Source organism: Flavobacterium sp., from assembly GCF_052437795.1.
Lineage (GTDB): Bacteria > Bacteroidota > Bacteroidia > Flavobacteriales > Flavobacteriaceae > Flavobacterium.
In genome coordinates this window covers 1,068,280-1,093,347 of the sequence record NZ_JBQVPA010000001.1, presented here as the reverse complement: position 1 = coordinate 1,093,347, position 25,068 = coordinate 1,068,280, and the positions used below count along the sequence as shown (strand labels likewise).

General features: G+C 44.0%; 20 protein-coding genes and 1 tRNA gene. 12 read left to right on the top strand and 9 right to left on the bottom strand.

The window, feature by feature from the left end:
- Window positions 1–12: 12 nt before the first annotated feature.
- Window positions 13–2,325 carry an oxidoreductase gene (locus tag ACT6R0_RS05300; RefSeq protein ID WP_444651974.1) on the bottom strand — a complete coding sequence of 771 codons (2,313 nt, stop codon included), beginning with the start codon at window positions 2,323–2,325 and terminating at the stop codon, window positions 13–15.
- Window positions 2,322–2,939, bottom strand: coding sequence for a flavin reductase family protein (locus tag ACT6R0_RS05295; RefSeq protein ID WP_444651972.1), 618 nt, complete (start codon window positions 2,937–2,939; stop codon window positions 2,322–2,324). Before ACT6R0_RS05295 ends, ACT6R0_RS05300 begins: the two co-directional genes overlap by 4 nt.
- 193 nt (window positions 2,940–3,132) lie before the next feature.
- Between ACT6R0_RS05295 and ACT6R0_RS05290 the strand changes: the two genes are divergently transcribed.
- The 3 genes from ACT6R0_RS05290 to acs are packed head-to-tail and all read left to right on the top strand — an operon-like array spanning window position 3,133 to window position 6,817.
- Complete coding sequence (locus ACT6R0_RS05290; RefSeq protein WP_444651970.1) at window positions 3,133–4,623, top strand: MFS transporter; 1,491 nt, start codon at window positions 3,133–3,135, stop codon at window positions 4,621–4,623.
- Window positions 4,620–4,841, top strand: a complete 222-nt coding sequence (locus ACT6R0_RS05285; RefSeq protein ID WP_444651968.1) for a DUF6814 family protein — start codon at window positions 4,620–4,622, stop codon at window positions 4,839–4,841. The genes ACT6R0_RS05290 and ACT6R0_RS05285 overlap by 4 nt, the downstream gene beginning before the upstream one ends.
- A 35-nt stretch (window positions 4,842–4,876) precedes the next feature.
- Window positions 4,877–6,817: an acetate--CoA ligase gene (gene acs, locus ACT6R0_RS05280; protein ID WP_444652316.1), complete on the top strand. Its 1,941-nt coding sequence runs from the start codon at window positions 4,877–4,879 to the stop codon at window positions 6,815–6,817.
- Window positions 6,818–6,887: 70 nt separating this feature from the next.
- On the opposite strand, the gene ACT6R0_RS05275 is transcribed toward acs, so the two are convergent.
- The 6 genes from ACT6R0_RS05275 to aroB all read right to left on the bottom strand — a co-directional run bounded on the left by ACT6R0_RS05275 (window position 6,888) and on the right by aroB (window position 11,647).
- Window positions 6,888–7,355: a hypothetical protein gene (locus ACT6R0_RS05275; RefSeq protein ID WP_444651967.1), complete on the bottom strand. Its 468-nt coding sequence runs from the start codon at window positions 7,353–7,355 to the stop codon at window positions 6,888–6,890.
- Window positions 7,356–7,439: 84 nt separating this feature from the next.
- Window positions 7,440–7,877 (bottom strand): DNA primase, encoded by a 438-nt coding sequence (locus ACT6R0_RS05270; RefSeq protein WP_444651966.1) that lies wholly within the window; start codon window positions 7,875–7,877, stop codon window positions 7,440–7,442.
- Between the two features lie 9 nt (window positions 7,878–7,886).
- Complete coding sequence (locus ACT6R0_RS05265) at window positions 7,887–8,858, bottom strand: deoxyhypusine synthase family protein (RefSeq protein WP_444651964.1); 972 nt, start codon at window positions 8,856–8,858, stop codon at window positions 7,887–7,889.
- 27 nt (window positions 8,859–8,885) lie between these two features.
- Complete coding sequence (locus ACT6R0_RS05260; protein WP_444651962.1) at window positions 8,886–10,295, bottom strand: arginine decarboxylase; 1,410 nt, start codon at window positions 10,293–10,295, stop codon at window positions 8,886–8,888.
- A gap of 56 nt (window positions 10,296–10,351) precedes the next feature.
- The gene (locus ACT6R0_RS05255) at window positions 10,352–10,528 is read right to left on the bottom strand and encodes a hypothetical protein (protein WP_444656378.1); all 177 of its coding nucleotides are present in this window, start codon (window positions 10,526–10,528) and stop codon (window positions 10,352–10,354) included.
- A 57-nt stretch (window positions 10,529–10,585) separates the two neighbouring features.
- On the bottom strand, window positions 10,586–11,647 hold the full coding sequence (aroB, locus tag ACT6R0_RS05250) for a 3-dehydroquinate synthase (protein ID WP_444651960.1): 1,062 nt from the start codon (window positions 11,645–11,647) through the stop codon (window positions 10,586–10,588).
- An 87-nt stretch (window positions 11,648–11,734) separates the two neighbouring features.
- Between aroB and ACT6R0_RS05245 the strand changes: the two genes are divergently transcribed.
- From ACT6R0_RS05245 to ACT6R0_RS05205, 9 genes are all read left to right on the top strand, one after another.
- The gene (locus ACT6R0_RS05245; protein WP_444651959.1) at window positions 11,735–12,907 is read left to right on the top strand and encodes a proline dehydrogenase family protein; all 1,173 of its coding nucleotides are present in this window, start codon (window positions 11,735–11,737) and stop codon (window positions 12,905–12,907) included.
- A 17-nt stretch (window positions 12,908–12,924) separates the two neighbouring features.
- Window positions 12,925–13,302, top strand: a complete 378-nt coding sequence (locus ACT6R0_RS05240; protein ID WP_444651957.1) for a DUF4258 domain-containing protein — start codon at window positions 12,925–12,927, stop codon at window positions 13,300–13,302.
- A 95-nt stretch (window positions 13,303–13,397) separates the two neighbouring features.
- A tRNA-Val gene (locus tag ACT6R0_RS05235) sits at window positions 13,398–13,472 on the top strand.
- Window positions 13,473–13,575: 103 nt separating this feature from the next.
- A complete protein-coding gene (locus ACT6R0_RS05230; RefSeq protein WP_444651955.1) occupies window positions 13,576–16,248 on the top strand; it encodes a hybrid sensor histidine kinase/response regulator transcription factor in 2,673 nt (890 codons plus the stop codon).
- 107 nt (window positions 16,249–16,355) lie between these two features.
- Complete coding sequence (locus ACT6R0_RS05225) at window positions 16,356–20,081, top strand: T9SS type A sorting domain-containing protein (protein ID WP_444667366.1); 3,726 nt, start codon at window positions 16,356–16,358, stop codon at window positions 20,079–20,081.
- Window positions 20,082–20,214: 133 nt separating this feature from the next.
- Window positions 20,215–21,162 carry an oxidoreductase gene (locus ACT6R0_RS05220; protein WP_444651950.1) on the top strand — a complete coding sequence of 316 codons (948 nt, stop codon included), beginning with the start codon at window positions 20,215–20,217 and terminating at the stop codon, window positions 21,160–21,162.
- A gap of 401 nt (window positions 21,163–21,563) precedes the next feature.
- On the top strand, window positions 21,564–22,226 hold the full coding sequence (locus ACT6R0_RS05215) for a hypothetical protein (RefSeq protein ID WP_444651949.1): 663 nt from the start codon (window positions 21,564–21,566) through the stop codon (window positions 22,224–22,226).
- Complete coding sequence (locus ACT6R0_RS05210) at window positions 22,210–22,890, top strand: hypothetical protein (protein ID WP_444651948.1); 681 nt, start codon at window positions 22,210–22,212, stop codon at window positions 22,888–22,890. Before ACT6R0_RS05215 ends, ACT6R0_RS05210 begins: the two co-directional genes overlap by 17 nt.
- On the top strand, window positions 22,891–23,565 hold the full coding sequence (locus tag ACT6R0_RS05205) for a hypothetical protein (protein WP_444651947.1): 675 nt from the start codon (window positions 22,891–22,893) through the stop codon (window positions 23,563–23,565).
- A gap of 132 nt (window positions 23,566–23,697) precedes the next feature.
- On the opposite strand, the gene fahA is transcribed toward ACT6R0_RS05205, so the two are convergent.
- Window positions 23,698–24,981 carry a fumarylacetoacetase gene (fahA, locus tag ACT6R0_RS05200; RefSeq protein ID WP_444651945.1) on the bottom strand — a complete coding sequence of 428 codons (1,284 nt, stop codon included), beginning with the start codon at window positions 24,979–24,981 and terminating at the stop codon, window positions 23,698–23,700.
- Between the last annotated feature and the right edge of the window lie 87 nt (window positions 24,982–25,068).

Genomic DNA, 25,068 nt, shown 5'->3' with positions numbered 1-25,068 from the left:
TATAATGGGAAATTACTTTTTGTGTGTTACAGGTTTCAATGCCTTTTTCATGCTTTCCATTGCTTTTCTTTCGCCGCCTTTGTAGGGATAGAAGTGTGATGCCGCCGACATGTACTGCTTCGGTATCCCGACAGCGTTCAGATCCTGCGCTTTGTATTGTTCATACGCCTGTGCGTTTCGTACGAATGATGGGTCAAGCAATAATGTCTTGCCCAATGCCACAAGGTCGGCACGGCCATTCAGGAGTATGGTATTGATCTGGTCAATGTCCTGTATATAGCCTGCTGTAATGGTCGGAATGTTCACGGTATTGCGCACCATATCGCTAAACGGCGTTTGCCACATCCTGCCCACGGCTGGCTTTTGATATTCAACGGTCAATCCCGTCGATACATTTATAATGTCGGCACCTGCCTTTTTAAAAGCTTCAGAAAGCGTCAAAACATCACCATCACTAATGCCGCCTTCAGCCCAGTCGGATGCTGATATTCGTACGCTCATAGGTTTTTCCGGAGGGAATACCTCTCGCATTGCCTTAAATACCCTTAGCGGGAATTTAAGCCTGTGCTCAATGCTTCCGCCAAATTCATCGTTGCGTGTGTTAGTAAGCGGTGAAAGGAACGATGCTAACAGGAAGCCGTGGTGTGCCTGGAGCTCGATCATATCAAAGCCTGCTTCATCCGCATTTTTGGCCGCGCTCACGAATTCATCGGTTATGATGTCCATGTCCTCCGAGGTCATTTCGTGCGGCTGACCCATCGTATCTTTAAATGGGATAGGGGAGGCCGAAAGCAGTCCCCAGGCATCTTTCAACGGTTCATTATTGCCTTTCCAAGGAAATTGCACGGCGCCCTTTCGCCCGGAGTGGCCTATCTGTATCGCTATTTTGGTTGCACTGTTCTGATGAATAAAATTAGTTATTCGTTTCCATGCAACCATTTGTTCTTTAGACCAAATGCCGGGACATCCTAAAGTAATTCTTCCGGTAGGGGAAATGGCTGTTGCTTCGGTAATTATCAATCCTAAGCCTGCTGTGGCACGCGAACCGTAATGCATCAGGTGCCAGTCGGAAACCAAACCATCCTTTGCTGAGTATTGCTCCATTGGGCTCATCACTATACGGTTATCAAGGACCATCGACCGTAATGAAAATGGCGTGAATGCTGCTGGGGTATCAGGTTTATTATCGGCTAAATTCGCATTGAATTCCGCCAATACTTTTTGCGTGAACGACCTGTCACGCAGGCCAAGGTTCTCGAAAGTAACCTTCTTGGCCCGTGTCATCACGCTGAAAGCAAATTGCTGGAACGGGTGCTGTATGTGGCGGTCCATGTGCTCAAACCAGTCGAGCGACACATTGGCCGCGTGCTGTATCATTTCCACACGGTTACGGCGCAGCTTTTCATAATTCTCAAAAACGGCGGGTACATCGCTGCCATGATCTATTATTGAGTCGGCTAACGCAATGGCGCATTCCATGGCCAGCTTGGTGCCGGAGCCAATGGAGTAGTGGGCTGTTGCTTTTGCATCGCCAAGTAGCACAATATTGTTGTGGCTCCATCTGTCATTGGTAATGGCAGGGAACTGCCTCCAGTGCGAGCGGTTGGAGATCAGGCCGTGGCCGTCAAGCTCTTCTTTGAAAATATCTTTAAGCCTTGCGATCGTATCTTCTTCATCAGTAACCAAAAAACCTGCCTTGCGCCAGGTTTCATCCGTGGTTTCAAATATCCAGGTGCTCATGCCTTCCTCGTACTGGTAGGTGTGCGCTACGAATGTACCAAATGGTGTGGTCCTGAAAAAATAGGTAAACGCATCCAATGGACGGGTAGAGCCCATCCACACAAAACGGTTACTCTTCATTTCGATACTCGTGCCGAATTCCTGCTCAAATTGCCCGCGTATGCTACTATTGATGCCGTCCGCTGCCACAATGATATCCGAGCCTGAAAATTGGCCCAGATCGTCTACATTAGCTTCGAAATGAAGGTTTACGCCTTCTTCTTTAGCGCGCTGCTGCAAGAGCTGTAGTAGCGTTTTACGGGAGCATCCGCAAAAGCCATTGCCGGTAATGCGTACCTTCTCACCATCCCGCGCAACATCCAGTTCATCCCAGTAAGCGAATTTAGTCCGGATCAGGTCATACGACTGCGGGTCGCGGGTAAGGAACTCGCTCAGTGTCTCGTCAGAGAACACTACACCAAAGCCAAAAGAATCATCGGCGCGGTTGCGTTCGTATACATCAATGGTGTAGTCCGGCCTTGCCTTTTTCAGCAGTATTGAAAAATACAACCCGCCGGGGCCGCCGCCTATTACTGTTATTTTCATTCTTTTATAAAGGGTCTTTTTATGGAGAAAACCTCACCGATCTTTGCATAATTTGCACCTTCGAGACGGGCAATGGGCTTGTAGTTCTCCCGGTTTATCTTAAAGTCAGGTAAGAGCACGCTTTCATCTACATGGAACATCACAATGCGGCCTATCATTACAGTAGCGCCGCCATCTTTATGATCTTCAAAGCTGTAGTGATGCACGAGCTCGCACTCAAAATGGATGGGGCTTTCGGCTACCCTTGGTGCTTTTACTACTACAGAAGGTATAGCTGTCAGTCCGGCATATTCAAATTCGTTGCCGTCAGGGGGAAGATTTATAGACGAATTGTTCATCGCCTCCACAAGTTCTTCTGTAGCCATATTCACTACGAATTGTTTAGTAGCCAGTACGTTATTCAATGTGTCTTTGTTTGTATCCCCACTGCGTACGGTAGAGAACATCACGTGCGGAGGGTCTTCGCCAACAGCATTAAAAAAGGAGAATGGTGCAAGGTTGGGGATGCCGTCTTCACTTACTGTGGATATCCATCCGATAGGGCGCGGAATTACTGACCCCGTAAGGATCTTGTAAACGTCTTTCTGGCTGGTATGCGCCGGATCGATCTGCATGGTGGTGGTTGTTTAGTCCCACAAATAAAAGAAAAATTACGGATTAATTTTTATTGATTTTTGTGATATATTCAGGATTTATGGCAAATTTTAATTATCGTGACAAAAAAGTATCATGTTTTATAGATATAGTGTTTTTTAGTTTAACGAAAGGCTTTCTATATTTATAAAAATATTAAAACTACAGAATACTATGGCAGGCACATCGACTAAAGGCATCTGGAAAGTCATCACGGCCTCTTCCCTTGGCACACTTATCGAGTGGTATGATTTCTATATTTTTGGCAGCCTGGCAGTTGTCATTTCTACTAAGTTCTTTCCGGCCGATAATCCTACGGCTGCCTTTTTATCTACGCTGGCTACTTTTGCTGCCGGCTTTGTGGTAAGGCCTTTCGGGGCGCTGTTCTTTGGCAGGCTGGGCGATATGATCGGAAGAAAATATACTTTCATGGTCACGCTGCTGCTGATGGGCGGGGCCACTTTTCTCATTGGATGCATACCTACTTATGAGTCCATCGGATTTTTCGCACCATTGTTAGTATTGCTGCTACGTTTACTACAGGGGCTTGCCCTGGGTGGCGAATATGGTGGCGCGGCAACCTACGTAGCAGAGCATTCGCCGAAAGGCCAGCGAGGCTACTGGACCTCCTGGATACAGACAACCGCAACGTTTGGACTGTTTATCTCGCTGATGGTAATACTAATTACACGTAAATTATTATCTGCAGAGGAATTCGACGCGTGGGGCTGGCGCGTGCCTTTCTGGATATCGATACTGATGGTTATCGTGTCGTATGTGATCCGTAAAAAAATGCACGAATCGCCGGAATTCGCAAAGGCTAAGGCTGAAGGTAAGACGAGCACTAATCCGTTAAAAGAAAGCTTTGGCAACAAATATAACCTCAAGTTCGTACTGCTGGCATTATTTGGTGCAGCGATGGGGCAGGGTGTAGTTTGGTATACCGGGCAGTTCTATGCCATGAACTTTATGAAGACAGTAATGCATGTTGAATCGTCGCAGGTAGATTCACTTTTAGGGATCGCGCTGCTTTTGGGGACGCCTTTCTTTGTTTTTTTCGGATGGCTAAGTGATAAAGTGGGACGAAAGCCTATTATGATGCTGGGAATGCTCTTGGCGATCATGCTGTACAGGCCAATATATAAGGAAATGTACATTACTGCCGACGTTTCGCTGAAAACAGAAATAAGTCCTGAGCAATATTATCGAGCGCCGGGTGAGCTACCATCGCCTGATAGTAAAATATATACCGATGGTACAAAGGCAGATCATAAAAGAAACATTAACAAAACTACTGGTAAAGAAGAGGTTAAAGAAGTTGTACAACTTGGACCTTCCGGGCAATATTACCTGGTTTTCCTGATCTTTATCCAGGTTATTTTCGTAACCATGGTCTACGGCCCGATCGCTGCTTTCCTGGTAGAAATGTTCCCTGTAAAGATACGCTACACCTCAATGTCACTGCCCTACCATGTAGGCAACGGGATCTTTGGCGGGTTGTTGCCGGCGATCTCCACCTACCTGGTCACGAATGCTGAAAAAAATGGCGACCCGGAGTTCTATCTCGAGGGGTTGTGGTATCCGATCATCATTGCGGGGATCAGCTTTGTGATCGGGATGGTGTACCTTAAAACTAAAAATAATACTGAACACGATCGATCATGAAAGCATTAAAAAGGATACTCGGGATAGTATGGATGGCACTGGCAGTTGCGGCGGCATACTTCTGCATTGTTGAGTTCGGGCTGCCAAAATTAGATACCGGTAATCAGGAGGACCTTGTTTTCGGGATCATTATATTATTCGTACTTACACCACTCATTGTACTTGGATTGGGCATTTTCGGATATTATGCCATTAAAGGCGAATATGATGATGTGTAAAAAAACTTCAGAATAATTCCCATAATTACCAAAGGATCGTATCTTTACAATTCCAAAAAGCAAACACAATGAGTTACTATCAGGTAAAAAGCCTTGAGCAATATTTTAAGCATTATAATAAATCCATACGCGAACCCCGTAAGTTTTGGGATAAGATAGCCGACGAAAATTTTACCTGGTACCAAAAATGGGACAAGGTGGTGGAATTCGACATGCAGGAGGCCGATGTAAAATGGTTCGTAAATGCTAAAGTGAACATTGTTAAGAACTGCATTGACAGGCATTTGGCCAAGAGAGGCGAGAAGACGGCCATCATATTCGAACCGAACGACCCTAAGGAAGAAGCACAGCACATTACCTATAACGAGCTGTATGACAGGGTAGCCAAAATGGCTAATGTACTTAGGGGCCAAGGCGTTAAAAAAGGGGACAGGGTATGTATCTACCTGCCCATGATCCCTGAGCTTGCAGTAGCGGTACTGGCGTGTGCCAGGATAGGGGCGGTGCATTCTGTAGTGTTCGCAGGGTTTTCGGCTTCTGCCGTAGCGGCGAGGATCCAGGATTCGCAATGCTCAATGGTAATTACTTCCGATGGTGGCTTCCGTGGTAGCAAGACCATCGACCTGAAAGGCATTGTAGACGAGGCATTGGAAAAATGCCTGTCGGTCAAACAGGTTTTGGTGGTAAAGCGTACCGGGACCGCTGTGAACATGAAGGAAGGCCGTGACCAATGGCTGCAGCCGTTGCTCGACGAAGCCGTTGCTAATAATGTAGCGGAGATCATGGATGCCGAGGACCCGCTGTTCATACTGTATACTTCCGGATCTACCGGAAAGCCAAAAGGAATGCTCCATACCACAGCCGGTTACATGGTATACAGCGCTTATACCTTCAAGAACATTTTTGCCTATGAGGAGAACGACGTATTTTGGTGTACCGCCGACATCGGCTGGATCACCGGGCACTCGTATATACTATACGGTCCATTACTCAATGGCGCCACGACCGTAATATTCGAGGGTGTACCATCGTACCCTGACTTCGGGCGTTTTTGGGAGGTTATCGATAAGCATAAAGTAACGCAATTCTATACCGCGCCAACAGCCATACGTTCCTTAGCTAAAGAAAATTGGGAGTGGGTAGATAAGCACGACCTGTCATCGCTTAAGATCATCGGGTCGGTTGGCGAGCCTATTAATGAGGAGGCTTGGCACTGGTACAACGACCACGTGGGCAAAAAGAAATCGCCTATCGTAGATACATGGTGGCAAACAGAGACAGGCGGCATCATGATATCGCCGATACCTTTTGTTACCCCTACAAAACCAACTTATGCCACATTGCCATTGCCGGGTGTACAGCCGGTACTCATGGATGAAAGGCGCAACGAGATCGAAGGGAACCAGGTAGTGGGCAGCCTGTGCATTAAATTCCCCTGGCCAGGGATGGCGCGCACGATATGGGGCGACCACCAACGTTTTAAAGAGACGTATTTTTCGACCTTCCCGGGCAAATATTTTACGGGAGACGGCGCTCTTCGTGATGAAGTAGGCTATTACCGGATCACCGGCAGGGTAGATGATGTTGTTATTGTATCAGGACATAACCTGGGTACAGCACCAATAGAGGATGCGATCAACGAGCACCCTGCAGTAGCAGAATCGGCTATTGTAGGCTTCCCGCACGATGTGAAGGGCAACGCGCTGTACGGTTTTATTATACTGAAGGAAGTGGGCGAGGTGCGCGACAGGGATAACCTGACCAGGGAGATCAATGAGCACATATCCAGCCATATCGGGCCTATTGCAAAACTGGATAAGATACAGTTCGTTTCCGGACTGCCAAAAACGCGCTCCGGCAAGATCATGCGTCGCATCCTGAGGAAAATCGCCGAAGGCGATTTCTCTAACTTTGGTGATACCAGTACGCTGCTTAATCCTGAGATAGTGGATGAGATCAAGGATGCAAAAGTGTAAACAAAACAGATATATAAAAGTAAAGGCAGCCCGACCGGGCTGCCTTTTGTCTTGTAAGGAGGGATACTGTCTAATTTTTACAATCTACCTTATCCAGTACTTCTTCAGATGTTTTGCTAACATCTTTGTATTTCCAAATGCCTTTATCTTCTTTCATTTCGCCAAATTTTACAGCTAGCGTTTTATCTGTTACAGTAAAAATGACTTCTTCTTTAAAGTCCATCCCTTCCTGTTGGGACTGGGCCACCACATTGGCCGTGTTGCCATTCATAACGCCCTTGTAGGTGCTTATCTTTTTATCTTTTTCAAAAGGTTTCCAATGGTAGATCCCATGGATGCTGTCGCCATGGCGCTCGATCTCCACAATTATGGTGTCTTTTTTCATTACCTTCAGGTAGCATTCCTTTTCGGCCATAGGCTCGGTTGCCGGCGTGGTCACAGTAGTTTCTTCAGTGACCGTAGTCTCGGTTTTCTCTTCTTTTTTCTGGCACGAAACTATCAGCGCTCCTGCTGCCAGCAATGCAAAGGTTGTTTTCATTTGATTTGTTTTGAATAAAATTACTGCATATAAAACAAAAAAAGAACCCTGTTAAGAGTTCTTTAATATTCGTTTTATGATAAATTATTCCTCATCATCCTCGTCGTCCTCGTCTATTTCATCAAGGCCTACGATACGATTTCGTCTCGGCATTCCATCTTCATCTTCATCATCGTCATCGTCGTCATCCCCGTCCGCATCTGCATCATCACTATCAGCAGTATCCTCTTTTTCATCAGCATCATCGTCGCCAACTTCAAGATCTTTCAATGCGTCAAGGTCATCAGCCGGCTCATCTATTTCATCATCATCAAAGTTCTCGATTCTGTCGGCAAGTTTTGTGCTCACTTTTACAAGGTATATGGTGTCTTCCGTACGCACTTCAACGGCCTCAATGGTTTCATTCCTGGCATTCTTAAAGCGTACTATATTAGAGTCATCATATCCCTCCGGGAACTTCTCCACCAGCAGGGTCAGGATCTCATTGGTTAATTTTGCGTAGTCAACTATAACTCTTTTCATAAAGCGGTATTAATAATCCAACAAGTAGGCAAATATAAGTGGTGCAACGATAGTGGCATCACTTTCTATGATAAATTTAGGTGTTGTAATGTCAAGTTTCCCCCAAGTGATCTTTTCATTAGGCACAGCCCCGGAGTAGGAACCGTAGCTTGTAGTTGAGTCAGATATCTGGCAGAAGTAGCTCCAGAAAGGAACATCGTGCATTTCCATGTCCTGATACAGCATCGGTACCACACAGATAGGGAAATCGCCCGCGATACCACCACCGATCTGGAAGAAGCCTATACCGTTCTCACTGTTCTTAGTATACCAATCAGCAAGGAAAGCCATATATTCTATACCCGACTTCATTGTCGAAGCCTTCAGTTCGCCTTTGATCACATAAGAAGCAAAGATGTTGCCCATGGTGCTGTCTTCCCAACCAGGGACCACCATTGGCAGGTTGGCCTCGGCAGCGGCATACATCCAGCTGTCCTTAAGATCGATCTCATAATATTCTTCAAGCACACCCGAAAGCAGCATTTTGTACATGAACTCATGCGGGAAATAACGCTCGCCCTTATCGTCGGCATCCTTCCATATTTTGTAAATATGCTTTTGCAGGCGGCGGAAAGCCTCATGCTCAGGGATGCAGGTATCGGTAACACGGTTAAGGCCCCTCTCAAGAAGGTCCCATTCCTCTTGTGGCGTAAGGTCCCTGTAATTAGGAACGCGCTCGTAGTGGGAATGCGCCACAAGGTTCATGATGTCTTCTTCAAGGTTGGCACCGGTACACGATATGATCTGCACCTTGTCGCGGCGGATCATTTCGGCGAAAATCTTTCCAAGTTCCGCCGTACTCATGGCACCGGCAAGGGTCACCATCATTTTGGCGCCGTCTTCCAATTGCTTTTCGTACCCTTTTGCAGCATCTACCAATGCGGCAGAGTTAAAGTGCAGGTAGTACTTCTCAATGAACTGGCTTATAGGTCCTTTACTCATTTCAGTGGTTTTTGTCTTATCTGTTTGTTATTTGTTCTCTTTTTTGGCGTACCCCAAAATTGAAAGCACGTCTTCGGCCTGTTGCTGCTCCGAGAATACTTCGGTAGCTATAATGCCGTTCTCATCTCTGTCTATCAGGATGTGTTTCGGCTGCGGGATGAGGCAGTGGTGCAATCCGCCATAGCCACCAATCGTTTCTTGGTAGGCACCCGTGTTAAAGAACCCTATGTATAATGGCTTCTCCTTGTTATATTTCGGCAGGTATATGGCGTTCATATTCTGCTCAGAGTTGTAATAATCGTCGCTGTCGCAGGTAAGACCACCCAACAATACCCTTTCGTAGGAGTCGTTCCAGCGGTTTACGGCCAGCATGATGAAGCGCTTGTTGATCGCCCAAGTATCAGGAAGTGTGGTAATGAACGATGAGTCGATCATGTTCCATTTTTCCCTGTCGTTCTGCTGCTTTTGATAGAGCACCTGGTATATTGCGCCACCGCTCTCGCCAACGGTAAACGAACCGAATTCAGTAAAGATGTTAGGCACGTCCACCTCTGCATCTTCACAAGCTATTTTGATCTGGTTGATGATCTCATCGACCATGTATTGGTAATCATATTCAAAGGCAAGCGAGTTCTTGATAGGGAAACCGCCGCCAATGTTAAGGCTGTCCAGTGTAGGGCATTCTTTTTTAAGGCTAATGTATACCCTTAAACACTTTACAAGCTCGTTCCAGTAATAGGACGTGTCCCTGATGCCGGTATTGATGAAAAAGTGAAGCATTTTCAGTTCCACCTTCTTATTCTCCTGGATCTGCTTACGGTAAAATGGCAGGATGTTCTTGTAGCCGATGCCAAGCCTCGAGGTATAGAATTCGAACTTCGGCTCTTCTTCGGCAGCAATGCGGATGCCTATCTTGAATTTGCCCGGGATCTGCTCCTGAAGCAGGTCAAGTTCCTCGTAGTTGTCAATGATCGGGATGGTCCTGTTGTGGCCGTTATTGATCAGCCTTGCAATGTTCTCTATGTACTGCGCCCTTTTAAAGCCGTTGCAGATGACATATGTATTCTTATTGATCTTCCCTGCGGCAAAGAGCCTTTCTACAATGTCAACGTCAAACGCTGCCGACGTTTCGATATGGATATTATTCTTAAAAGCCTCATTCATCACATATTCGAAGTGAGAGCTTTTTGTGCAATAGCAATAATAATACTTGCCATCGTACTTGTTCTTTTCCATCGCGTTCCTGAACCAGCTTTTGGCCTTGCGGATATTGTTGGATATTTGTGGCAGGTAGGTGAATTTGAGTGGTGTACCATATTGTTCTACCAGTTTCATCAGGTCGATATTATGGAACTGGAGGTTGTCTTTATTCAGCGTAAATTCTTCCTGAGGGAAATAGAATGTTTGGTTGATCAGGTCGAAATATTTTGTGTTCATCTGTTTGTTTGTATAAATGTTATAAAAATAAGAATATTCCTAAATTATAACCCTTTTCAAACCCTTAGATTGGCGTATATTATCTGGAGCTTTTCCCTGTGGTTGGGTATGCTGTTGAATATCTCAGCCCCGGCAACGTCCTTTAACGAAAACGTTATATTGCATATGCCTTGCAAAACCTTGGATTTTCGGGCAAAACCGGCGAAGGAAAAGATGTTTTTATTTAATTTCATCAGGGCAAATGTAAAAAATAATAATCCGTATTTAAAAACAAATCTCTTAAAAAATTGTTACTTTTGATAGTCTTCAAACGCTTTGATTATCAATATGTTCTCAGCTTTCTTGTTAATAACCGCACTTCCTATGCCATCAGGCAATACGAACAGTACCCTGCCCCCCTCATTCTTTTTATCGTGCACCAGCAAGCCGATGATGTCCTCAACATCCTTTGCGGTAAAACTTACGGTCCCGAAAATTGAAAGTATCACCGATCTTATCTCATCGTATTCCTCTTCTACCAAAAGCCCTTTGGCCATGGCAATATAGCTTTCCAGTACCATGCCTGCAGCAACAGCTTCGCCGTGGAGCTGGGGAGTGGCGCTGTTTAAAAAGTGCGATTCTATTGCGTGTCCCAGCGTATGCCCAAAGTTGAGCAGCTTGCGCAGGCCTTTTTCGTTGGGGTCCTGTTCAACAATGTTATTCTTTATTTCTACAGACCAATGTATCAGCGCCCCCAGGTCATCGGTGGTCATATTGCCCAGGTCGGAAAAATTATCCCAATAGGTTTTGTCGGCAATGAGCCCATGCTTGAGCATTTCGGCCAGTCCGGAGCGCATTTCCATCTGCGGAAGTGTAGTAAGGAAATTAGTATCGATAAGTACCGCAACAGGGTTATTGATCACGCCTATCTGGTTTTTCAGTACACCAAGGTCGACGCCCGTTTTTCCGCCAACAGATGCGTCTACCATCGCCAGTAGGGAGGTAGGTATATTAATGAAGTCAATGCCCCTTTTAAATGTCGAGGCTACGAACCCGCCAAGGTCGGTAACCACGCCTCCGCCTATATTAATGATAAGGCTTTTGCGTTCGGCCCCGAGGTCGGTCAGCGCGTGCCATACTTCTGTACAGGTCTCCAACGATTTGTTGGGTTCTCCCGCTTCTATTTCAATGATCTCGATAGGCAGTTCGGTAGCCAGCTGTGCCAGGAAATTGGGCAGGCAATACTGAGAGGTATTGGTGTCGGCCAGTATAAAGATACCGGTATAACCGCCAATAGCCAAGATCTTCTGCAAATGATCATAGCAGTCCTCATTAAAGTATATGGTGTAGTTGCCGGCTTCTATCGGGTTCATGTGATGTTTTATTGAAAAAGCAAAATAAAGTATTTTATAGCATTAATTATTGCACAGTATTTATATTTGCACAAATTTTTTAAGACAATGGAAAAAATCTTCGATGATACAACCGGCGCGTTCTCACTAAAAAGCAATGCGGAGCTCAACAGGGCGTATTTTCTTTTCAGGATGATCGCTTCGAGGCCATTGGTAAAGGTGGGTACCGCAATGACCAACTTCGCGCTTAAGCTCAGGCTGCCTGTCGAAGGATTGATCCGTGCCACTGTATTTGACCATTTTTGCGGGGGCACCACCGAAGAGGATTGCCTGCCTGTTGTTAAAAGGATGTACACCAAAGGCGTGTCCTCGATATTGGATTATTCTGTTGAAGCAAAAGAAGCTGAGGCCGAGTTTGATAAAGCTTTGGCCGTGACGCTGAAGACCATTGAATTCTCAAAAAATAACAAAGCGATATCTTTTGCCGTATTCAAGCCTACCGGGTTCGGAAGGTTCGACCTGTGGGTGAAACTGGGTGAAGGGCAGGAGTTTACCGCTGACGAAAAAGCCGAATGGGCGAGGGTAACGGAGCGCTTTGAGATCGTGTGCAAAACGGCGCACGCCAATGATGTTGCACTACTCATCGATGCAGAGGAGAGCTGGATGCAGGATGCCGCCGATAACCTTGTGGCCGATATGATGCTCAAATATAATAAGGATAAGGCCATTGTATTCAACACACTGCAGATGTACCGCCATGACAGGCTCGATTACCTAAAAAAGCTTCACGATGAGGCGAAGAAAGAAGGCTTTCACATTGGGATGAAAGTGGTTCGCGGCGCCTATATGGAAAAGGAACATAAACGTGCCGAAGAGAAAGGGTACCCAACACCGATATGTGCTTCTAAAGAAGCTACCGACGCGAATTACAACAATGCCATCAAATACATGATGGAACACCTTGATAAAATGGCGATATTTGCAGGCACGCACAATGAGGCAAGTTCATACCTCGTGATGGAACTGATGAAGCAGTCCGGCATTGCCAAAAATGACGACCGCGTTTGGTTCGGGCAGCTGTATGGCATGAGTGATAACATCAGCTTTAACCTTGCGGCACATGGATATAATGTAGCGAAGTACCTGCCGTTCGGCCCGGTGCGCGACGTTATGCCGTACCTGATACGCAGGGCTGAAGAAAATACATCTGTAGCCGGGCAAACCAGCCGTGAGCTCAACCTGATAAGCGCCGAAAGAAAGCGCCGTAAACTGAAAGATTAAGTTATAATACTGTATAAATGAAATTTGCACACCGACTGGCCTACTACCTGTTAGGCGTTCTCATAGGGGGAGTATTCCTTGTATTCCTCTTTAAAGAAAAGCGCACTGAGTTTTGCTACCTGCCTAATTGCAGGGTGCTAAAGGATATCCGTGCTAAAGGCCTGAACATTTCTAAAGAAGCCGAGGCAACGCTGAACGAGAAGTGGGTAACGATAGACGACGTAAAAATGAGCCTGCAGTATGGTGATGTCGATTTTTCCAAAAGCAACAAGCCCAACCCGGGCGGAGGCAAGCTTTATGTGATAGAAGGGAAAACGGCTAAGGAACAGCCGATTGTACTTGAGGTGGTCAACTTTAGCGATAAGGCCATTTTGAAGGCCGTAAAAAAAGAGTGATTTTTTTATCAAAATCCTTGCAAATACAAATCCTTAGCGTATATTTGCACTCGCAATACGGAACTGACCACAGTGACAAATTGCGAAACATATTGGGGCGATTAGCTCAGTTGGTTCAGAGCATCTCGTTTACACCGAGAGGGTCGGGGGTTCGAATCCCTCATCGCCCACTACTTCAAAACTCCTCAGGAAACTGGGGAGTTTTTTGTTTTATGCCTATATAACAATACATTCCCCACTTGTTATATATTTGCAAAAATGATCCCGACCGGAATGACAATAAGAAATGCCGCTTTTGGAATAACTTCCAAAGCAAATTACTCTGCCAGCACGAAAAAATATTTTACAGCACTTTTAATAACTATAGCTTCCTTTTACATGCCGATGCAGGTTTGGGGACAGGGTACCGCCGATTCGCTCCAAAAGCTGATAAAAAATGCCGATGGGCTAAGGAAGGCGGAACTTAGCGTAGAACTGGCCGGCTACTACCTGACGCAAGATCCGGACTCTACGATATATTATTCCAATAAAGCCATCGCCATCGCTAACGGTGAAAACGGCCACAAGATCGTCATCCGTTCGTATGCCAAAATAGGGGAGGCGTACCAAAAGCAAAATAAGATGAAAGAGGCCATTTTCTTTTACCTGAAAGGGTTGGGCCTTGCCGAAAAACATAATGAAAAGTCGCTGGCAGGCACCATATATAATGGTATAGGGGTTTGCTATTTTTACCAGAATAACCCCAAAAAAGCGGGAGAATACCTTAAACTTGCCGCACAGGCTAAAAAAGAGGCGAACGACTATCAGTACTATGCGTTGATCAGTACGAACCTGGCCGTATTGCAAATTTCCACACAGTCATACAATGAAGCAGTAGCAACGCTTAAAGATGCGGAGAAAACACTTTTGCAGAACAAACAGCCGCAGTATCTGGCGACTGTCTATAACTCACTTGGCGCAGCCTATCAGGTCGTTAAGCCCGATTCCTGTATGTATTATTACCAAAAGAGCCTTGATCTTGCCACTAAGAACAAAGATCTCCTTAACATGATGACGGCCTGCCAAAATATGGGCGATCATCATTTGGAACGAAAAAACTACCAGCAGGCCATAATGTTCATGAAGAAAGCAATAGCTGCAAATGACCTGCGCCCGGAAGACCAGTTCAAGCCTGCGCTGTATGACCGCATCGGCCTGGCTTATGAAGCCATGGGTGATCTCAGGAATGCCTACTACTATAAAAAGCTTGAAAATGAGGCACGCCAGCGCTTGTTCTCTGTAGAAAAGCAAAAAGAGGTGGATGAATTGGAAATTCGTTACCAAAGCGAAAAAAAGGGAAAAGAGATCCAGCTGAACAAGCAGGAAATAGAGCGCGGAAGGAACCAGCGTAACCTAGTACTTTTTGGTGCCATACTGGTAATAATTATTGCAGGGTTCGTAATGTACCTGGTCATACAACGCAGGAAGATCACGCAGGAATTTGAACAGGAAAAACTAAAGATGTTCGAGAACATCTTCCACGAGATAAGGACCCCGCTTACACTTATAGACGGGCCGATACAACTGATGAAAAATGATCCCGGATTGAAAAATACCGAACAGTTGGTACTTGTTGAGCGAAATTCCAAAAGGCTTATGCGTTTGGTTAATGAGTTGCTGGATGCTTCAAAGCTGGGTAAGGGAAGTTTCAGGCTGGATCATACGACGGGCAATATCGGCGATTTCATCGATGACATTATTGATGGCTTTGCCAGCGAGGCAGCAGCTGGTGGTAAAAGTATCATCAGCGATAAAAATGATATAGATGGATATTACTCTTTCCCGTCGAATGCTTTGGAGAAAATAATGTCAAACCTCATTGGCAATGCTATAAAATATAGTCCGGCAGGCAGTGAGGTGAAGGTAAGTTCGCGGGTAGGGCAGGATGAGCTTACCATTGAAGTAAAAGACAATGGCCCCGGCATACCCGAAACAGAACAGAAAAAAGTGTTCCGGAGGTTCTTCAGGGGAAAATATTCGTCGGGAACGAATGGTACGGGTATCGGCCTCTCGTTAGTAAAAGAGTTGACAGCGCTGGCACAGGGAAGTATACAAATGCAAAGCACAGCTGCGGGAACAGCGTTCACGATCACATTGCCGGTAAAGCAACTTCAAAATACCCCGGAGGCTGTATATGGCGATAGCGAACCACCGACACTACTGCTTGCGGAAGATGATGCTGATACGGCTGCCTTCACCATTTCGGTACTACAGGATAATTTCAGGATAATACATGCCAAAAACGGGCAGGATGCCATAGAAATAATTCGCGAAAATATGCCTGACATTATACTTTCCGATATTATGATGCCCGAAAAGGACGGTATCGGGCTATTGAGGGATATCCGTTCGGATGAATTATCAAGCCACCTTCCGTTCGTTCTTTTTTCAGCGAAAGCATCTCTGGAAAGCCGCCTACAAGGCCTTGGCTACGGTGCCGATGCGTATATTTCCAAACCTTTTTCGCCCGATGAGCTTAAGCTGACCGTAAACAATCTTTTTACCACGGTGCAGCGCAACAGGCAGCTATACCGATCGGCAATAAATTCGGCAAAGACATTTGAGGAGCGGATAAAAAGTGACAACGCTTATATAAATAAAGTGATCGAAAGCATTATAAAAAACATTGATGATGCCGAATATTCAGTTAACGAACTGTCATCTGATATGGCCGTGAGCCGAAGCCAGCTGCACAGGAAGCTTGCGGCTCTGACAGGATTCTCTACTACCAACTTCATACGCATGGTGCGGCTTGAAAAAGCAAAGGACCTGTTGTTGGCCAACGACGGTAATATTTCGGAAATAGCGTACCAATGCGGGTTCAACAGCCAATCCTATTTCACGAAAGCATTTACAGAGCATTTTGGTAAAAGCCCAAGTCAATTCCTTAAAAATGAGGATTCTTAGCACTGTTGCAACATTAGTACATGAATATGCAACAACGTTTAAAGGCTTTTTCGCACCCTTACGATACATTTGCCAATATTACAGATACATAAAATAATTCAATCAAGATGATGAGGAATCTTTTACTCTTTTTTCTTTCTCTGTGGAGTTTTACTTCACATGCCAACAATGACTGCAGCAACGCCATCGCGCTAACGCCCGGGATCGCATGCAGCAACACAGCGGGTACATTTAGTGGGGCAACCCTAACCGGTGCGGCACCCTCCTGCGCTAGCGAATCCATACAGGATGTATGGTACAAATTTACCGCGACCGATGTTACCAATGGCATCTACTTAAATGCTGTTAATGGCCTTAACCACGGACTGGAGATCAGGCAGGGCGGATGCAACAGCACAATAGTAGCATGCAGGAATGATTACTTTGCAGGCTATGGCGAAAGTTACTTCAGCAACAATTTTGTTGTCGGGCAGGAATACTACATTAGGGTTTTTACGGCAACAGCACAGTTAACCACTGCTTCTTTCACGATATGCGTTCAAAATTTCCCAACCCCTGCCAACGACCTTTGTTCCAACGCACAGCTGCTTACCCCCGGTAACGTTACCTGCACCTTAACGCCGGGTACTTTTAGCGGCTCCCTTAAGGATGGCGGAGTTCCTTCATGCGCCACAAGTGCCTCACAGGACGTTTGGTATAAATTTACAGCTACCGATGTTACCATGAGTGTGTATATAGATGGTTCCCAGTACCTGAACCCCGGTTTTGAAATTTATCAGGGCGGCTGCAACGGTACTTTGGTTACGTGTAAAAATGACTATAACGCTGACGGGTATAGTGAGAGTTATTTCAATAACAACTTTATCGTTGGGCAACAATACTATATAAGGGTTTTCAACGCATCGGGTACACTAACTACACGTAGTTTCAGTATTTGCGTTCAAAATTTCCCAAATCAGGCGAACGACCTTTGTGCCAATGCCACACAGCTTACATCAAGTAATACGTGTAACCTAACCTCTGGCACTTTCAGCGGTACGCTAAAGGATGGCGGAGTTCCTTCATGCGCCACAAGTGCCTCACAGGACGTTTGGTATAAATTTACAGCTACCGATGTTACCATGAGTGTGTATATAGATGGTTCCCAGTACCTGAACCCCGGTTTTGAAATTTATCAGGGCGGCTGCAACGGTACTTTGGTTACGTGTAAAAATGACTATAACGCTGACGGGTATAGTGAGAGTTATTTCAATAACAACTTTATCGTTGGGCAACAATACTATATAAGGGTTTTCAACGCATCGGGTACACTAACTACACGTAGTTTCAGTATTTGCGTTCAAAATTTCCCAAATCAGGCGAACGACCTTTGTGCTAATGCCACACAGCTTACACCTGCTGCAACCTGTACCTATGTTACCGGGACATTCAGCGGAACACTATTAGATGGTGGCGCACCTTCATGTGGAACAAGCGCCTCGCAGGATGTATGGTATAAATTTACCGCAACCGCAGCGACAATGAGCGTATCCCTTAACGGTGCACAATATCTTAACCATGGCCTCGAAATTCGCCAGGGAAGCTGTACCGGAACTGTTGTTACGTGTAAAAATGACCTTCCGGACGGTTATAGCGAGAGTTATACAGGCAATAGCTTTATTATAGGCCAGGAATATTATGTGCGCGTATTTAATGCTTCATCAACACTACAGACCCGCAGTTTCGGAATTTGCCTTCAGGGGCCGCCTCCGGCTGCCTGTACCCCGTCGGTCGCTATTGGCGCCTCAACTACATCGATCTGCCAGGGACAAAGTGTTACATTCACTGCTGTAGCAGCGAACGGGGGCACGACACCTTCGTACCAATGGAAAGTGGGCACCACGAATGTAGGTACGAACAGTCCGACCTTTACCACTACAACCCTTGGTAACGGAAATGTTGTTTCTGTTGTAATGACGAGTAATGCTTCGTGTGCATCGGTAATAACTGCGACAAGCAACACTATTGCAATAAATGTAACAACTCCTGTCGTGCCGGCATTTACACAGATCGCGGCAATATGCCCTGGAGGATCATTCACCTTGCCAACGACTTCTACTAATGGAGTGACAGGTACTTGGAGCCCCGCAGTAAATAACAATGCCACGACTACATATACTTTTACGCCAACGGCAGGACAATGTGCAATTACTGCTACTATGACTGTTTCAGTAAATAATAACATAACTCCGCTATTTACACAGATCGCAGCAATATGCCCTGGAGGATCATTCATTTTACCAACGACTTCTACTAATGGAGTGACAGGTACGTGGAACCCTGCGGTAAATAACAACGCCACTACTACATATACTTTTACGCCAATAGCAGGACAATGTGCTTCTGCTGCAACGATGACAGTTACTGTTAATGGAAACATCATTCCAACATTTACGCAGGTACCTGCCATCTGTTCAGGCGGTAACTTTACATTGCCATCCACATCGCTCAATGGCATTACTGGGACATGGAGCCCGGCAGCTAATAATACAGCTACCACAACCTATACCTTTACGCCAACAGCAGGCCAATGTGCGTCAACTGCAATGATGACCGTTGTGGTAAACAGCAATGCAACACCAGCATTCACGCAAGTTGCCGCTATTTGTTCCGGTGGGTCATTTACCCTGCCGGCAACATCGAACAATGGCATTACCGGAACGTGGAGCCCTGCTATAAATAATGCGGCAACGACCACCTATATCTTCACGCCTAATGCAGGTCAGTGTGCGATTAGCGCTTCTATGACCGTAGTTGTAAACAATAACGTGACACCAACATTTACCCAGATCGCGCCGATTTGCCAGGGAGGCACGTTCACATTGCCAACAACTTCAAATAACGGGATCAACGGTACCTGGAGTCCTGCCGTGAATAATACAGCAACTACAACATATGTATTTATGCCCAATGCGGGAGAGTGTGCCGTTTTCACCACTATGACGGTAAATGTGACTAACGGTGTTACACCAACTTTCACCCAGGTTCCGGCCATATGCCAGGGAGGCACGTTCACTTTACCAACGGTTTCGAACAATGGCATTACCGGTACGTGGAGCCCTGCGGTAAACAACAATACCACGACTACGTATACTTTTACGCCTAATGCAGGCCAGTGCGCTTCAACGGCAACGATGACGGTTTCGGTAAACAATAACGTAACTCCGTCATTTACCCAGATCGCGGCAATATGCCCTGGTGGTTCGTTCACTTTGCCAACGGTTTCGAACAATGGCATTACCGGTACGTGGAGCCCTGCGGTAAACAACAATACCACGACTACGTATACTTTTACGCCTAATCCAGGCCAGTGCGCTTCAACGGCAACAATGACGGTAGCGGTAAACAATGTAAATGCAGGCGTTACTGTTACAGGGGCTATGATCACTGCAACCCTTTCAGGAGCCTCCTACCAATGGATCAACTGTAACGACGGCCAGCAAATAGATGGAGCGACGGCACCTTCGTTCACGGCTACTGCTAATGGATCGTATGCCGTTATCGTTACGCATAATGGTTGCCAGGCAACATCGCAATGTATAACGATCACGGATCTCGGTAACGAAACTTTTGAACATAAAGGCTGGAAAGTATATCCTAACCCTGTAATAGAGCAATTGTTTATTGAAACAGATGATGCAGCTGACATTGTAATAACCGACATGACTGGCAAGACAGTAGGTATACAAACATTGGTTCCGGGAACGAATGTAGTGAACACAGCCTCGCTGAGCGCAGGAATGTATTTTATTACTTCGGCCAACAGAGCTCATGTGAAGTTTATAAAACGGTAATTTATCATACTAATTCAAAAGCCCCATTTCGAGAGATATGGGGCTTTTTCATTTTGATCATTTTTCATTCGGAACTATCAACCTATTTTTATATTTTGTATCATTATCCCTTCTTAAATAATTACCAAATCTTGTGAAGAAAATAAACTTTTGCCTGTTTTTTACCATAATGGCTTCGTGGCTTACTAATGCCCAAAAACTGGATATTTACGATATTGACCCATATGAGACCGAAGCGAAAGATTCCTTTGCCTTCATTTCGCTTTCAGATAATTATCATGTCAGCGAGCATCCTGACTCCCTTACCATTCCACCTTCAAAAAACCATCTGCAGGTATTTAAGCTTGATGGCAAATACAGGAAGCAGCTTTTACATAAAACAAAAATTCAGGAAACGGATAATGTTTACATATATGATCACTTTAAAGATAAGCTGGTAACATTCAAGGTAAGCCGGTTAGAAGCCTTTGCCTGCCTGACTATATATTCTTCTGTTGATGAAGGTCCGTTCGAAGCTTACGAGTACATGATAGGTTTTAAAGTAGATAGAAAATATTTAAAGGATCTGGGGGAATATTACAGTAATTCACTGGTATATATTGGCAAGGAAAACCCATTTGCCAAAGGAGGTATAAAGCAGTTGTTATGGAAAAAGATACCTCCAAAAGACTTCCCGAACGTTAAAATGACCGCGGAAAACGAAAAGAAGATCCATCATTATGATAGGAAGATATATACTATGGGCGATGTATGGAATGCTGATGCAGATGGCTACCGGTTCTTTCTGCAGGATATTATCGTAGATGAAAGGATATATGCACGATGGCTGTTGGTATATAATTCAGCCTCGAACCAACCTGTACTGGACAAAATGTTCGTTGATAGCGAAGGGACCATACAGGCACCGTTGAATTACATTGATCATGAATATCCATCAGTAAACCAATTTGCCGGAAAACTATTTAAAAACAAGCCCCCTGTGGTTTTCGGTTTTGAATACGTTTCATTTGGCTGTCCCGGCATTACATTTTTATCAGCGTCAGAAGAGGACCTTTACATTAATTGCGATAACAGGCATTGAGTAAAAAAAGCCCGCAAAAGTATCTGGCTTTTAGAGTCGGGTGTCGGGCAGGTAATAGTATCGCTAAAACAATCTTTTTATTGCATTTTTTTGCGTAAAAATAGCAAAGCTACCTTTTTAGCCATGAAAAAATACGTGGATGGAGGGTGTTATTTAGAATTTGAGGGGTACGGGGTGAGGATTTGTTAGATCAATACCAAAAGCAAGTAATTTGTTTGCAGTTTAGTTTTAATAAGTTATATTTCAATGTTAAAATAAATAATATATATATAAATTATCTAAATAGATATTTATAAATTTATTACACAAAACTTTTATCACTACTCGTCTTACATAATGAAACATTATACAGATAATTACGTTATAAAATAATTACTATATTTGAACAGATTTATTAAACGATGACAAAAGAACTGAAGATTGAAAATATTACCTTAATTGGAATTTTTAAGCCAAATTTATTCGATAGGTACTTTTTTGACAAAAATGATATAATTAATGAAAGTGATATTTTAGAAAAATCATCATTTCAAGGAGATATTGTACAAGTCATTACAAAGAAATTTGCTTTAATGATGACTGAGGTACATTTTTCTATAACTGCTGATAATGACTATTTAGGCGATAGTGGGATAAGTGATATTATATTAAAAATATTTGATGTTTTTCCATTAAATGTTAGTGGATCTGGAATTAATTTTCATTGGTTTTTGAAAACAGAAGATGGTAATATAAATTCTTTATCCAAAGATCTTTTTTATAATCCGAATAATAAAATCGTAGATGAATATTTTAGCGATGATATAAATGATAACAGTTATGGGTTTTATGCTAGCAAAAATTTTTTAGAATGTAGACTCAAGTTAGATGCACACCCAATCGTTTACACAGAAAATGGAAAGGAACCCGAAAAGGCTATATTATTTGATTTTAATTATCGGAATAATTATAATGAGATATCTCAACAAGGAAGTAATATTTTAAAAGTGTTAGAAAATTATAAGTTGTATAAAGAAGAAGCTGAAAAAATGATTATGCATATTTGTAATGAAAACGGAAATTAATAATAACATAAACGAAATATCTAATAATACTGCTGTAAGGCACTGTATATTGCATATTCCTAATTTGGGAGATCAAACATCTCCAGATTTTGAGTGCTTTGGAGGGAACAAAATGTTTGATACATTTCAAATTTGTAATCATTTAATAGATCATTCTACATTTAGAAAAACGTCTTTTGTTTCTTCTAAATTTGTTATTTCTGATAGTTTAACTGAATTTCAATTTTTTAGAAATCATGATATACTTTTAAAATTTGGTGCTATTAGTTGTGTGCAAAATTCGAAAGTAAATTTTATAGAAATTGAGGGTCAAAATTTAAATTTTGCAACAAGTTTAAATATTTATGTTGTAACCGATAGTTTTATTCAGAAAATTAGAATGCTTGATAAGATTGATAAAACGCAGGATTCAATTAAAGAGGTACATAGGCTCTTCCAAGATATTTTATCTTTCCATTCTATTAAATTATCCGATACAGTTTTAGAAAGCGTCGCTAAACTAGATTTTTCATTAGCTGTTTTGACGGCTTTTTTGACAGCTACAATTCCATTTAAAAATCAACTGTCTAATCGCAAATTTGTTTTTGCCAAAGCTAAGGATCTAGCGGTTGCGCAATTAGGGGAAGATAAATTAAATAAGTCCCTGTTTAATTCTTTATTGTAAATGATCTTAGATGAAGTTAAGAATCTTAATCATGATGATGATTTTATATTTGCAATAGCTGTAGGGATTGAAGGTGCATATTTGCATTCGTCAATATTATATAAATGGAATGGAAGAATTAACACAATTGATTTTTTTAATCAAACTGTGCGAAACCATGTGACGATTGGAGATTTAGGATATAAAGATTATATCTACGTTAAATATAATAGAGACATAATAATTGATGCTATTGCATTACAAATACCTTCACTGTGTGAATTAATTAAGGATAAGCATGGCAAAATTGATTTTGGAATTAAATATACAAATAGTAAATTCAACGGTGATGGTACTTTAGTATATGCAAAAGGCGATATTGGTCTCACTTGTGCAACATTTATTCTTTCAATATTAAATTCGGCTGGGATAATATTAATTGATTTGGAGAGTTGGAAGGAAAGAGCAACAGATTTCGAGTGGCAAACTGAAATTCTAAAATATTATACATCTGTTAATAATGCAACACCTGAGATTTTTAGAAGCGAATTATTATCTCATTATAAAGATAATTTAGGATGTTTTAGATTTAAGCCAGAAGAAGTTGCAGCTGCGTCGAGTGCAGAGGTTATGCCATCTAAAATGGACTATTGTGAATTTTACGGCAAGGATATATTGAAGAAACTATATGGATAAGAAATATGTCGCTTATGTTTTGGTGCATTTTTTGCTATAGTACTAATACCAATAATATTAACGATTATTCATATATCTAATATAAAACATATTTCCAAGCAAACAATATAAAAGCCCCTTTCGGGGCTTTCATTATTTTTTATAAGGCGGCAGCAACTTACTGCATACCTCGCCAAAACCAATCCGTACTTCGTCGTTCTCACAGTAGCCGCGCATGATCACGCTGTCGCCGTCGTTGATGAACTTGCGTTCGGTGCCGTCTTTCAGGGTTATGGGGTTTTTACCACCCCAGGTCAGTTCCAGCATCGAGCCGTAGCTGTCAGGAGTCGGGCCGGATATGGTGCCGCTGCCCATCAGGTCGCCGCTATTCACGCGGCATCCGTTTACGGTGTGGTGCGCCAGCTGCTGGGCCATGCTCCAGTACATGTATTTAAAATTAGAATTTGATATCACCGTCTCTTCACCGCCTTCCGGCTCGATGGCCACCTGAAGCTTGATGTCGAATGAGTGTGCGCCCTCTTGCTGCAGGTATTCCAGCGGCTGCGGGTCGGTTTGTGCAGGTCCTTCAACACGGAAAGGCTCGAGGGCATCCATGGTCACGATCCACGGCGACATTGACGAGGCAAAGTTTTTGGCAAGGAACGGCCCCAGGGGTACATATTCCCATTTTTGTATATCGCGCGCGCTCCAGTCGTTGAACAGCACCATCCCGAAAATATGCTCCTCGGCTTCGTCAACCGGTATCGACTCGCCCATTACATTGGCATCGGTAGTGATGAAAGCCATTTCCAGCTCAAAGTCCACCAGGCGCGATGGGCCGAATACAGGCTGCGTTTCACCGTTCGGAAGCGTTTGTCCCATTGGCCTGTGTACCGGTATGCCCGACGGCACAATTGTTGACGACCTTCCGTGGTAGCCTACGGGCAGGTGCAGCCAATTGGGCAGCAGTGCGTTCTCCGGGTCGCGGAACATGATGCCTACATTGGTAGCGTGCTCGCGGCTCGAGTAAAAGTCGGTATAGTCGCCAATAAGCACCGGCAATTGCATTTCCACATCATCGATATGGAAAATCACCACGGCTTTATGGTCTTCGTTGTTTTTCAGTTCGTCGTTATTTTCATCAAACAGCTCTGCAATGCGGTTGCGCACCAGCCTCCAGGTCTTCTTTCCGTCGGATATGAAGTCGTTCAGCGTGTCCTGCATGAACATGTCGTCGGTCAGCTCGATGCCCTCAAAGTAGTTCAGCTGTTGTAGCGCACCCAGGTCGATGGCATGGTCGCCAATGCGGGTACCGATGGTTACTACGTCATCTTTGGTCAGGAATACTCCAAAAGGGATGTTTTGTATAGGGAAATCGCTGTCTTTCGGTACGTTGAGCCAGGATCTGCGTGATGGGTCATTTGCTGTTATCGGCATATTATGAGTTTCTGTTTATTTGTTTTATTGAATTGTCAAATATAGTTTCCCCCGTCGTTTTACCAAACGTTTTTTGTACTTTTGATG